This is a genomic window from Paenibacillus sp. J2L1-98 (assembly GCF_056269405.1).
In genome coordinates this window covers 64,760-77,135 of sequence record NZ_JBWDNW010000005.1, presented here as the reverse complement: position 1 = coordinate 77,135, position 12,376 = coordinate 64,760, and the positions used below count along the sequence as shown (strand labels likewise).

Below are 12,376 nucleotides of genomic sequence, written 5' to 3'. Positions count from 1 at the left end.
CTTTGATTCAATTGTTATTTTGCACCTGCAACATGTGTGTCAATGATAGCTTCAGCAAGTTCAGCTCTTGAAGCTTTTTTAGCAACATATTTTTGCATCATTGGACCTACCTTGTTGGCATAGTCGCCAGGATTTACATAGTTCGTTGAGAATGGAATTGTTTTCCCGGCTTTAACGGCTGCAGCGATTGATTGGCCTAGCGGGTTACTTACTTGAAGCTCGGTGTTTTTAAATGCAGATACGATTTGCGACTTTGTCACTAAAAACTCTTGACCAGATTTCTCTAACGCGATCCAATTAAGGAACCTCTTACCTGCCTCTTGTTCAGCCGTAGTCGCCTTACTGTTTACAATAATGACTTGAGTAGGACCAACAACAAGAGCATTGTTCATTCGGTTTTCAGGGTTGTTGTCAACCGGTATTGGAAGGAATCCATATTCGCCTGTTTTACCTGTTTTTTTCAGTTCAGCTTCGATGTTTTGCCAAGCCCAGTTACCATTAAATATAAATGCAGATTCACCGGCAGCCACCAACAGATGTGCTTGATCATAAGTAGCAGCAAGCGGTTTGGAACCATAGTAGTTGTAGTCAGTGGAAGTCATCATATCAAGTGTATCTAAAAGTCCATTAAAAGTGGAATTATTTAACAGATCTAGTTTTCCGCCTGCTAATTGAGCTTCGATTTCCTCTGGTTTACCTTGGTTTAAAATATTCGAGATATAGTGATTACCTAGAGACCAAGGTTCAGTTTGGTAAGCTACTGGTGATTTAATTCCGGATTTTTTAACTTCTTCCAACAAAGCCTTAAGTTTGTCACGCGTGTTGATTGAGTATGGATCGAACTTACTTCCAACTGCTTTTTCAACTAAAGCCTTATTGTAAATGAAACCAAACCCTTCAATAGCAAATGGAAAACCAACTAATTTACCATCCGCATAAAAGCTCTGTTCTGTTTGAGCAACCCATTTCTCGTGGCTTAGATCGATACCAATACCTTTGTATTTTCCTGCAATTTCTCCTGGCTGGACACACGCAACAGCAGCTACTTTACCGGAATTAGTTAGTTTATCAAAGGCATTTACACTACCACCAGCATCTGCGTTATAAATTTGTACGTCTAGATCTGGATTTTCCTTAGCGAATTGCACGCCTGCTTCCTTCCACTGAGTAGCGATTTCATTTTTACAAGTCGCGACGATGAGTGTTGTTTTCTTTGAAGTGCCTGAATCTTTCGCTGCTGTACCACTTGTGTCATTTTCTCCACAAGCAGTCAGGCTAACAGCAAACGCTAGAGCAACAATTAAAAATAATGCTTTTTTCAAAACTGACCCCTCCAATATTTGTTATATATGCTAAGACTGTTACCAGTCTGTAACACCATGAGTGGAGATTAATGAAATTCTGCAACTTTTGCTATAGATCCCACTCGGATCCATTACAATCCAATTGGCAACGGTTTCACGGAAAATAGGGAAACATGAAATTCAGAAAGCTAGTTCCAATTTATTGATCTCTAAAGACTTACTCATCAAGATTTATCTGTATTGTAGCATCTATTGAGACCGGTTTCAACATCCTGTGTTTTCCTTTTTTACGTGATGACTACAAATCTCACTGATTATCTCTTCAAAATCAACTAAACGCGACAATTTCATGCCGATTATTTATGATATTTTGTATTATGTATCTTTTCAAAATGGAAATTAAAAAAAACAACGATTGGTACTGGTTTCATAAATTCTACGAAGAGAACAAGGAAAATTAAAAAAAAACAAAAAAAGAGCGGATCTGCGCAAATAGCACAACCCGCTCCCAATCATTTATATGACAGTCTATGTGGATTTTCGAATAATCAGTTCAACCGGAAGTTCATATGTGTCTGGAGCCATATCGGGATCATTTAAATGCTCAATCAGCACTTCCATTGCCTTTTTCCCCATTTGATCAACAGGCTGGCGAATCGTCGTCAGCCCGGGATCTAACATTTCTGCAACGGGCTGATCATCAAAGCCGATAATAGCCAGATCGCCAGGGATCGAGATACCATGCTCTTTCGCAGCTATCATTAATCCCCCGGCAATCTCGTCGCTTCCTGTAAAGACGGCTGTCGGGCGATCATTCATTTCAAGAATCTGCTTCATCACTAGCTTTCCGTCCTCTATCGTATGCTTATTGACCAAAACCCAGCTTGGATTTACCTTTATTCCCGCTTCTTCCAATGCTTTTTGATAACCCCGGTTGCGGTCTTTATCTTTCCCGAATTCGGTAAACAATCCCCCGGTGCAGTAGGCTATTTTCCGGTGGCCTCTTTCAATTAAATGCTTTACCCCCATATATGCCCCTTGATATTGATCCAAACGAATCATGGAGACATGGGCTTCACTGACATATTCATTGCAAAGTACAATGGGGCCGTGCTCTGTAAACGGCTTAATAACCTCCCAGTCATTCTCGATGGAAGTCATAATAATGCCGTCCGCTTGCTTTGTCTTCAGCAGGTTTAAAAATGTTAATTCTTTCTCTTTATCTTCATTACTTTGGCAAAATAAGGTTTGGTAACCTTGCTGATAGCCAGCCTTCTCGATCGCATCGACCAAATATGAGAAAAACGGATTAACAATTCTCGGCACTATAATGCCGACGGTTGTCGTCACTTGCCCTCTCAGCTTTCTAGCTGACAGGTTCGGCGTATAGTTAAGCTCCTTCATCGCCTTCAGCACGAGCTCTTTTTTTTCATTTGAAATATGGGGATAATTATTTATGACACGGGAAACGGTCGATTTCGACACGCCCGACAATCGTACTACATCCGAAATATTCGCCACTTGTCAGCCACTCCAATAAATCACTATTTATGAAACCAGTTTCATTGTATCTCAATTCAGTAAAAAAAACCACTGCCCATTAATTAGGATTTTCGAAAGCTGCGATGTAATCTGCCACCCTTGTAGATAAGGCGACAGTTGTAAGTGTTGGATTAGCAGCTCCAATTGAAGGTAAGATGCTGTTATCAGCTGCATAAAGGCCGGATACACCATGGATTTGTCCATACCGGTTCGTTGCTGAATTAGAGGGGTCGTCACCCATCCGACAGGTAACTGACTCATGGTAGTCGCTCCCGGGAGGCATAAGGCATATGGGCGGCCGACCTTGGGCAGAAATAAAAGAAGCTCCCATGGCTGAAACAACGTGTGTTAAAGCGGATGCCATTTCATTAATAATCGCTTTGTCTTTTTCACTATAAGAAAATTGAACTTGTATCTCCGGAACTCCGTACTCATCGCGCTTATAGGGATCCAGGTAAACCTGGTTTTCAAATCGCGATTCAACCCTTCCGAATGCGCTGATGCCGATATATAACTCATCCTGCAAAGGTTCTTGTTCATAACGTTGATACCAAAGGTATCCCTCCGGGCCGCCCATTTGAATTTGATAAGGACGGCTCTTTGTTTGCGGAATCATCACGCTTAATGGACCTAACACCTCCGGAAATTGCTTACGGCTCACTTGTACTGTAGATAAGAGGAAAGAATGATTGGTTAAATAATGGCCGATCGCTCTTCCTTGAATGCCTGAATTTAGCAGAATACGAGGGGTTTCAAACGTGTTTCCCGACAAAACAACGGTTTTTGCTTTGAGAAAGTATGGTTTTTTATCGAGCGACATCACTTTAATACCGGCCGTTTTTCCATTTTCGACAAGCACTTCGACAGCACGGGCATTTACAGCTAAATCAAAGGGCTTTCGATTCAAGCCGTAAGCGAGCGCGGAGATGGAGCTCCAAAATACGTCCGAATGAATTTGTCCATAATTGGTTGGTACAAGATCAGCAGGCGTAGGAACATCTGCAGCTTCGGGAAATCCATTATATCGAAGTCTGTCTAATATGTTCTCTTGAAAGGATGATCCCTTCGTATACCCATTGGAAACGTCCATAACCTGTTCGGCGATCTTGTAGTAAAAATCCATTTCATTCTCCGTTAACGGCCATTCCGTCATTTCAGAAGCATCCATCCGGGGAGCAGACATTCCCCAAAATAAAGTTCTTCCCCCTAATGCAAAAAGCTCTCTGGCACCTGGAAATTCAGGAAGCGATTTACCAATCCATTTGGATACCCCTCGAAAATACGGGCCAAACCGCGCATTTGTCATCGTTGGAATATTCCGTACATGCGTCGGCAGCAGGAGATTTCCTCGTTCGATAATGCCGATTCGTTTCCCGTTATGCCTCCACCGCTCGCACAATCTTCGGAGGACCGCTCCTCCCCCTGCTCCAGTTCCGACAATAATCACATCATAATCATTTTCAGTCATTTGCTCCAAAGACGTAAGCGGAATCCAATGCTTGAGAATTTCTTCAGATGAGGGATCAAACGGACACATAGGAACAGATATCTGTACGCTGCCGGGCTTGTCTATAGGAGGAAAATTTACATGAATACCGGGGATGTGTATTTCGGGACTTGGAATATGGGGATTTAAAGTGAGAAGATCATTTAATTCAATATCGTATTTTTTTGAAATCCCATTTAAAGTATCTTCCTCTTTAGCGACGTAGATCCTCATGATTACACATCCTTACTTTTTGAATTCTTCAGTTCAGATGCAATCACTATATATATGTACATGAGTCACTATTATGCAGGTTCAAAAGGCTGCTCTCCTAATAAGATTCGGGGTTTCATACCACTGAAACCCCGCCGGTCAAGCTACCTTTTCCCGCAAACGCCGTAAAAAAACATATCAACCATACCTTCGAGGAATTTATCCATATCCCCGCTTTTCTGGGCCATTTCCAGTATGGTTTCATATTGATTCATATACAATTGTATAAAGGCCAAGACGTTAGGGATGGATACATCTTCCGCTATTTCGCCGCTTTCTTTACCCTCCTTTATAATCCGGACGGTCAAAGGAATCGTTCTCTCCCTGTATTGCTCTTCAATGTAACGGGACAGCTCATTATCCCCGATCAATAGTTCTTTAATTAGACCGGGAGGAAAATCCTTATACGTTGCTTTCTCCAGAAAAATAATATGCTCGATCTTTTCCTTTAACGAGTGTCCTTCATTCATATATTGCTCGAAATCGCGGATCGCCTTGTCGAAGTAGTTCATGAATACTTCGCGGAGCAAAGCTTCCTTGCTACCGAAATAATTATAGATCGTAACCTGCGAAACGTTAGCCAGCTTGGAAATATCGGCGATTCGAATCCTCTTGGGGTCCGATGTGCGCAGCATATCCAAGGTGGTTTTCATGATCTTCTCTTTGATCAGATTGGCCCTTTTCTCAAAACCGTTCATCCTCGTTCACCCTAACTCCAAAGTTTGTTTCATGTAATTAATGAACTATTATCATAAATATATTTCACCAAACCATTGACGACGTGTTCTGACGGGTTTATTATAACATATGAAATATAACGATGATAATATTTCATTTCCTCACTCTTGGAGGTGCCGACATGTTAACCGTTGACCATTTAACAAAAAAATTTTCGAACGGAAAAGGGATTTTTGATGTATCCTTCTCGGTTAAGGAAGGTGAGGTATTCGGCTTTTTGGGGCCAAACGGAGCAGGCAAGTCTACGACGATCCGGCATATAATGGGCTTCATGAAGCCGGACAAAGGATATGTGAACATAAATGGGCTGGATACCTGGAGAGAGCAAGGGAAAGTACAGCGCTTCGTAGGGTATTTGCCTGGAGAAATTGCTTTTTTTGAAGGAATGACAGGCAGGACGTTTCTGGATTTTATGGCAAACATGCAAAGGGTAAAAGACCTTTCCAAGCGTGCAAGCTTAATCGACCGGCTGCAGTTCGACGTTCATACGCCCATTCGCAAGATGTCCAAAGGCATGAAGCAAAAGGTTGGAATCGTAGCCGCATTTATGCATGACCCTACTGTCATTATTTTGGATGAACCGACATCAGGTCTCGATCCTCTTATGCAGAAGGTGTTTATTGAACTGGTGCTGGAGGAGAAGGCACGCGGCAAAACATTTCTAATGTCATCGCACAGCTTCCCGGAAATCGAGAGAACCTGTGACCGGGCTGCGATTATTAAGGACGGCGTCATTATCGCAGTTAAGGATATTCACGAGCTGCAGTCCATGCAGCGGAAGCTGTTCGAAGTCACCTTCGAGAATCATATCGATGCGAAGTCATTCTTAAATTCCGGTTTGCTCATTGAATCGTATGAAGGCAATCGGGTGAGAGTGGCCATTCAAGGCAATTACGATAGGTTCGTGGAAGAAACGGCAAAATACAGCGTGCGCAATATCGATATTTTTACCCAAAATCTCGAGGACATATTCATGAACTACTACGACCGGAAGGGGACGGTAGTATGAATGTCACCTTATATAAACAGATGATGAAAGTGTACATGAAGAGCTTCATGAACTATGCACTCGGCTCTGCGTTCTATATCATTCTCATGTTTTGGTTATATCCCGGAATCGCTCAAAACTCGAAAGCTATCGATGAGCTGGTGAAATCCATGCCGGAGGGCGTGGGAAAAGCTTTCGGCCTTAACGGCTTTAGCAGCGCAGAGGCGTTTATTTCAGGGGAATATTACGGATTAATTCTGGTTCTCATCCTTGCTATCGTATGCGTCCAGCTATCGACTCAGTTGATGGCCAAATTGGTGGACCAAGGGTCCATGGCTTATTTATTATCCACCCCGACGACACGCGGGAAAGTCGCTTTTACGCAGGCAGCCGTTTTGACGACCGGGCTTTTCCTGATTATGGCGGTGACGACTATCGCCGGATTTGCCGGAAACGCATGGTTTCTGGGCGATAAATATGAATTCGACACATCCACATTCATTCAGATGAATACGGCTGCGTTCCTGCTCTTCTTTGCTGTCGGCGGCATTTCCTTTCTCGTATCCTCTCTATCCAACGACGAGAAGAAGGCGCTCAGCCTTTCCGGATTGATTACATTTGGATTTTTCAGCATGGATTTATTGGGTAAGCTTAGCGAAAAGATCGATTGGCTGCGGAACCTCTCCCTATTCTCACTGTACACACCCGCTGAAATTGTAAACGGAACGGCGAATTTAGGAGCAGCCTCCATCATTCTCTCCGTTATCGGCTTGCTTTCATTCGGCCTGGCCATCCTTCTATTTCGAAAACGCGACCTGCCTTTATAGCATCAACAATAGGTAATCAAAAAAAATGGTTGGACCAGCTGCAATTTGCAGCCTGTCCAACCATTTTCGCGTTATATTTATTAAGCTTTGTTCGAAGAACCGAACTCACGCATTTTGCCTTGAACCGTTTGTTTAATCGCTTCACGGCCTGGCGCCAAAAATTTACGCGGATCGTAAACTTCGGAATCAGAAGTCAAGATTTCACGAGCAACTTTTGTGAAAGCAATTTGGTTTTCTGTGTTTACGTTGATTTTTGCAGTTCCCAGCGAGATCGATTTCTTGATATCGGCAGTTGGGATGCCTGTACCACCGTGCAATACCAATGGAAGCTTGATTGTTTGGCAAATTTCTTCCATTTCTTTGAAACCAAGGTTTGGTTCGCCTTTGTAAGGACCGTGTACAGAGCCTAGCGCAGGAGCAAGGCAGTCGATTCCTGTACGTTCAACAAGCTCTTTACACTCTTTAGGATCTGCATAGATAACGCCGTCAGCAACAACGTCATCCTCTTGTCCGCCAACTGTTCCGAGCTCAGCTTCAACGGAAACGCCGCGCTCATGCGCGTATGCAACAACTTCTTGAGTCGTTTTTACGTTTTCTTCGAAAGGAGAGTGGGATGCATCGATCATAACGGAAGTAAATCCAGCATCGATCGCTGCTTTACATTTTTCAAAGCTGGAACCGTGGTCTAGGTGAATAGCAACCGGAACCGTGATTTTCATTTCTTCAATAAGGGATTTTACGATGGAAGTTACAACCGTAAAGCCTCCGATGTAACGTGCAGCGCCTTCGGAAACGCCAAGAATAACTGGTGATTGCTCTTCTTGAGCAGCAGCCAGGATTGCTTGTGTCCACTCCAGGTTGTTAATGTTGTATTGACCGACAGCGTAACCTTCTTGTAGTGCTTTGTTCAACATTTCTTTCATTGAAACCAATGCCATGTTAAATCCTCCTTCAAAATAATTACAATTTAATGACTCGACCTTTCAATCATACCCAATTCAGCTGCAGTTTAAAAATAGCATTCATAAGCTGCAGTTGTACTGGCACGAACGGAATAGGTTTTTTTCCTCGTTCACGTTCTACTCGTCAGTCTACATGTTATCACAAATTTCGTTATAAGACTACCTATAGAGGGGCTGATGTTCCCTAGATTCTGTAGTTGTCGACTCTCCAATTCTGGATTGACTTTTTAATCGCATCGGGTGACAGCTGCTCTTCTGCTGCTTTTTTGCAGAGGGAAGGAAATTCGTTATCGGAGGCAAACCGCAAAGCTACAATTTGCTTAGTGCTGAGCCTCGGGTCCAGCAGCTTTTGCGTCAAAACATAGTGCCGGAGATTTTCTTCGGCTCGTATCGCCCGATCCTGCGCTTTTAAAGGATAAGAACGCACTAATAGAAAAATAACGATAAACATAATAGAAATAAGCAGAAAAAGGACGGCAGGAAAAACCTGATTGCCCGCTATCAACGATCTTACCAGCTCTACTATTGCAGAAATAAATAAACCTGCTGTCAAAAGGGTAAGCAAAAAGTGAAAAAGAGGATGCAACCTTCGATGATTGTTATAGCTTTGTTCGGGATGGCTCATTTCTTCCCTCCATTTTATGGTTAATCGATACCTCTCTTAGTTTAGCAACTCTCCTCAAAAGTTGGTAGTGCAAAAAAGAAATGTGAATATAAGCCGGATCATGCTTCATTCCCTCCTCCCGAAGGCACCGATCCCGACATGAAAAATTTATACCGGTTACCTATCAAAAAAGCACAATAAATCAAATGAATCAGGTTCAAATCAGATACAATTAATAGCAACAATCCCTTGCGCAAAGGATATGATTATGGACTATTATTCCCGGATTCAATCCGCCATTGATTTTATTGAAGATCATCTCAACGACCAACTATCCATCACAGATATCGCAAGAAAAGCTTATTTTTCTCCCTTTCATTTTCAAAGGCTATTTCGACTGATTTCAGGATTTACCGTTCAAGATTACGTGAGAAGAAGAAGACTTTCTGAAGCAGCCGTTCTCATCCGGAATTCAGATCTCTCCATTTTGCAAATCGCAATCGCATCCCAGTACAGTTCTCATGAGGCGTTTACCCGGGCATTTGTCGACTGTTTTCGAATAGCGCCAACAACCTATCGGAAAACAAGCTGTGATCTTACTCTCCAAAATAAGATAAACTTTCTGGATTACCGAACAAGTAGTGAAGGGGATATGCGAATGAATAAACCTGATATCGTTTATTTGGACTCCATTCAAATTGCCGGCTATGAATATAAAACGACCCTTAATGATGACGAATGCTACAGGCAATTCCGGGCTATTATCAAGAATTCTCTTCAAGCATGTGCATGGGCAGGATACAAGGCAGTACATCTACGGTACTTGGCTGCCCCATTCAAACTATGAGCGAAGAGAAGGCCCGGATTTTGAAGTAACCGACGTCATGAACTCATCGCCAAGCGGGATCGCAATGAAAATATATATTCCGATTAACGAATAAGATAGGCCATCGTAATTCTTAGTAACACTGCTTTTACTTACTATATAAAATTTCAGCACTTACGCTCGGCTGTATATTCAGCTATACTTTTTTTGAGCTGATTGTCCGTTAAACTCGAGTCATCCCCTATATTCGACAAAACCGTCAAGCCAGAATAATCATTCCCTAAGGAGGACTTTTATCATGAAGACAATGAAACTAGGAAGCAGCACCTTAGAGGTGCCAGTCATTTCCGTCGGCTGTATGCGCATTAATTCGCTGGACAAAGCCGAAGCTGAGAAATTTGTTCAATCCGCACTAGATGAAGGCGCAAATTTCTTCGACCATGCGGATATATACGGCGCTGGAGCCTGTGAGGAAATTTTCGCAGATGCCATCCATATGAATGACAATATTCGTGAAAAGATCATCCTGCAATCCAAGTGCGGCATTCGGAAGGGAATGTTCGACTTTTCCAAAGAACATATTTTAGAGTCGGTAGACGGCATCCTGAAGCGGCTGAGAACCGACTATTTGGACATCCTGCTGCTGCACCGTCCGGATACATTGGTAGAACCGGAAGAGGTAGCGGAAGCATTCGATTATCTTGAAAGCTCAGGAAAAGTACGGCATTTCGGCGTCTCCAATCAGACTCCAATGCAGATCCAGCTGCTGAAGAAATCGGTGAAGCAGCCGATCGTTGCAAACCAACTGCAATTAAGCATCACTAACGCTAACATGATCTCGAATGGATTTAATGTGAATATGGAAAATGAGGCCGCTGTAAACCGCGACGGCAGCGTGCTTGATTATTGCAGACTGAACGATATCACTATTCAGCCTTGGTCGCCTTTCCAATACGGATTCTTTGAGGGCGTATTCCTCGGAAACGACAAGTTCCCGGAATTGAATCAACAAATCGATGAAATCGCAAGCAAATATGAAGTCAGCAACACGACGATCGCCATCGCATGGCTTCTGCGCCATCCCGCACACATGCAGCCGGTCATCGGTACGATGAATATCGACCGCTTAAAAGATTGCTGTAAGGCAACTCATGTTCATCTGACGCGCGAAGAATGGTATGCGATCTATCGTGCGGCAGGCAATGTCCTTCCGTAAGCCTGGGAGATCATAAGAAATAACGAGAAACAAAGCGACCTCAAGTCTGTATGGACTGAGGTTGCTTTTTTGCGTTGAACGGCCATCGGGAATTCTAACACTCTTTTTCCAACATAATGCTACAACACGTTACTACATCAAGATCTCGATTTTTGTTCTAAATGCTTCAAACCATTCCAAGCTATTGGCGTCCAGCGCGTCATTATTTATCATTCGTGAAACATTGGAAAGTCAATACTATCAAGCTTTTTCCTCATAAAATCTGTCTTCTTTTGAAAGGAATCGGACCTGCTCCAGAGCCGACATTCGGACAACATTTTTTGTCTAAATATTTTTTTGCACTTGGTTTATAACTCGACAGAAGTTGTATGGCAAGCTTGCTATAATCTAGTTAACTCTTAATTCTAAGTGGGGGGAATAGAAGAATGAAAACTATTTTACTCTTCATCTGGAATCTTATGATCACAGTCAAAGTGGATACTGCAAAACAGACCGTTAATAGTAAACCTGCATGTCTCGGCATCGTTTATTCGTTTGAAGCTTACTTGATTCAGAAGCAATCGATATCCGTCTTACCGGATAAGCAAAAGAATAGCGAGACGCCGCAGCCGTCCATCCCCATACAGAAAAGCCCGCACCACAACCCGCGTACCGAATGGCAGATTTGGTGCGAGAATAATAGAATGCTATTCCAGAAATCCGCTTAACATTGTCCTATCGGGTTAAACAGCTTTAATTTGAAATTGGGAGGAATGAAAGAAATGAAAACGATTTTCTTCTTTTTCTGGAGTGTTTTGAGGGGAAGCAAACGGGCCAATATGAAACTGTCTGATGTGTTTACAGCATTTCTCGTATTAATCTACTCGTTTGGATCAGCGCATATAATCGGGAAACGAGCGGCTGTCGGCTTGCCGGACAGACAGAAGCAGCCTTACACTAAGCTGCAGGCATCCGTCCCTATACACAAAGATCCGCAAAATAACAAGCATATCGAATGGCAGATTTGGTGCGAGAACAATAGAAGGTTATTCGAGAGCTCCGCTTGAGAAGCCATATTCAGCATAGCATCTTCAGGGCGATATGGAAGGGTGCCCTCATTCGGGCGGCCCTTCCATAGTATGAGCTTCCTGCTTTCACAAGCCGGTTTTAGCCTCTGATTCAGCGACTTTCTTTACATTTTGTAAAAACTTAACAACGATCTTTTCATTTGCGAATATCATAAACAGCTTCACAAACCACTTCAACGCTTTATTGGTTGCGGTGTATTTTAGCTTTGTTTTTTGATCATTTACCCGATGCAATTCATATAAAGCTGTGATCTCAAAGCAGTTTGCCAGCGTGAAGCCGATCTTCAATTTCTTATCGTTCACGTTATTTGTGTATTCCAGCGTATGAACATCATATTCCTCGATGCGCTTGCCTTCTTTATACTTTTGACGGTGTATACTGCCGACAATTTCTTTTGTAATGGTGACAGGCTTATTCTCCACCACTTGAGGCATAATCTTCTGCAGTTGTTCTAACGAACCATCCAGATAAGACCATACTTGTTCGATTGGTACGTTTATCTCAATTTCGCTTGACCATTGCTTCAATATTTTTACCCCCTT

Annotated in this window: 14 protein-coding genes; 7 read left to right on the top strand and 7 right to left on the bottom strand. The window is 42.7% G+C overall.

Annotation, left to right across the window (positions count from 1 at the left end; all coding sequences use genetic code 11):
• Window positions 1-14 precede the first annotated feature (14 nt).
• The 4 genes from AC0YNZ_RS12275 to AC0YNZ_RS12260 form a co-directional block, all read right to left on the bottom strand.
• A complete protein-coding gene (locus AC0YNZ_RS12275) occupies window positions 15-1,322 on the bottom strand; it encodes an ABC transporter substrate-binding protein (protein ID WP_475826868.1) in 1,308 nt (435 codons plus the stop codon).
• A gap of 510 nt (window positions 1,323-1,832) precedes the next feature.
• Complete coding sequence (locus AC0YNZ_RS12270; protein WP_475826867.1) at window positions 1,833-2,825, bottom strand: LacI family DNA-binding transcriptional regulator; 993 nt, start codon at window positions 2,823-2,825, stop codon at window positions 1,833-1,835.
• Window positions 2,826-2,904: 79 nt separating this feature from the next.
• Complete coding sequence (locus tag AC0YNZ_RS12265) at window positions 2,905-4,566, bottom strand: GMC oxidoreductase (RefSeq protein WP_475826866.1); 1,662 nt, start codon at window positions 4,564-4,566, stop codon at window positions 2,905-2,907.
• A gap of 143 nt (window positions 4,567-4,709) precedes the next feature.
• Window positions 4,710-5,303 carry a TetR/AcrR family transcriptional regulator gene (locus tag AC0YNZ_RS12260; RefSeq protein WP_475826865.1) on the bottom strand — a complete coding sequence of 198 codons (594 nt, stop codon included), beginning with the start codon at window positions 5,301-5,303 and terminating at the stop codon, window positions 4,710-4,712.
• 161 nt (window positions 5,304-5,464) lie between these two features.
• Between AC0YNZ_RS12260 and AC0YNZ_RS12255 the strand changes: the two genes are divergently transcribed.
• Entirely contained in the window at window positions 5,465-6,352 is an 888-nt protein-coding gene (locus tag AC0YNZ_RS12255) for an ABC transporter ATP-binding protein (RefSeq protein ID WP_475826864.1), read from the top strand.
• Window positions 6,349-7,158 (top strand): ABC transporter permease subunit, encoded by an 810-nt coding sequence (locus AC0YNZ_RS12250; protein ID WP_475826863.1) that lies wholly within the window; start codon window positions 6,349-6,351, stop codon window positions 7,156-7,158. Before AC0YNZ_RS12255 ends, AC0YNZ_RS12250 begins: the two co-directional genes overlap by 4 nt.
• An 80-nt stretch (window positions 7,159-7,238) precedes the next feature.
• Here AC0YNZ_RS12250 and AC0YNZ_RS12245 read toward each other — a convergent pair whose 3' ends face one another.
• Window positions 7,239-8,096 carry a class II fructose-bisphosphate aldolase gene (locus AC0YNZ_RS12245; RefSeq protein ID WP_475826862.1) on the bottom strand — a complete coding sequence of 286 codons (858 nt, stop codon included), beginning with the start codon at window positions 8,094-8,096 and terminating at the stop codon, window positions 7,239-7,241.
• Between the two features lie 208 nt (window positions 8,097-8,304).
• The gene (locus tag AC0YNZ_RS12240) at window positions 8,305-8,745 is read right to left on the bottom strand and encodes a DUF6526 family protein (protein ID WP_475826861.1); all 441 of its coding nucleotides are present in this window, start codon (window positions 8,743-8,745) and stop codon (window positions 8,305-8,307) included.
• A 247-nt stretch (window positions 8,746-8,992) separates the two neighbouring features.
• On the opposite strand from AC0YNZ_RS12240, the gene AC0YNZ_RS12235 reads away from it, so the two are divergent.
• The 5 genes from AC0YNZ_RS12235 to AC0YNZ_RS12215 all read left to right on the top strand — a co-directional run bounded on the left by AC0YNZ_RS12235 (window position 8,993) and on the right by AC0YNZ_RS12215 (window position 11,812).
• Window positions 8,993-9,571: a helix-turn-helix domain-containing protein gene (locus AC0YNZ_RS12235; RefSeq protein WP_475826860.1), complete on the top strand. Its 579-nt coding sequence runs from the start codon at window positions 8,993-8,995 to the stop codon at window positions 9,569-9,571.
• Window positions 9,510-9,665: a GyrI-like domain-containing protein gene (locus AC0YNZ_RS12230; protein WP_475826859.1), complete on the top strand. Its 156-nt coding sequence runs from the start codon at window positions 9,510-9,512 to the stop codon at window positions 9,663-9,665. Before AC0YNZ_RS12235 ends, AC0YNZ_RS12230 begins: the two co-directional genes overlap by 62 nt.
• 183 nt (window positions 9,666-9,848) lie before the next feature.
• Window positions 9,849-10,766, top strand: coding sequence for an aldo/keto reductase (locus AC0YNZ_RS12225; protein ID WP_475826858.1), 918 nt, complete (start codon window positions 9,849-9,851; stop codon window positions 10,764-10,766).
• 425 nt (window positions 10,767-11,191) lie between these two features.
• A complete protein-coding gene (locus tag AC0YNZ_RS12220) occupies window positions 11,192-11,473 on the top strand; it encodes a hypothetical protein (RefSeq protein WP_475826857.1) in 282 nt (93 codons plus the stop codon).
• A 54-nt stretch (window positions 11,474-11,527) separates the two neighbouring features.
• Entirely contained in the window at window positions 11,528-11,812 is a 285-nt protein-coding gene (locus AC0YNZ_RS12215) for a hypothetical protein (RefSeq protein ID WP_475826856.1), read from the top strand.
• Between the two features lie 87 nt (window positions 11,813-11,899).
• On the opposite strand, the gene AC0YNZ_RS12210 is transcribed toward AC0YNZ_RS12215, so the two are convergent.
• Window positions 11,900-12,361 (bottom strand): SRPBCC family protein, encoded by a 462-nt coding sequence (locus AC0YNZ_RS12210; protein WP_475826855.1) that lies wholly within the window; start codon window positions 12,359-12,361, stop codon window positions 11,900-11,902.
• Window positions 12,362-12,376: the final 15 nt, after the last annotated feature.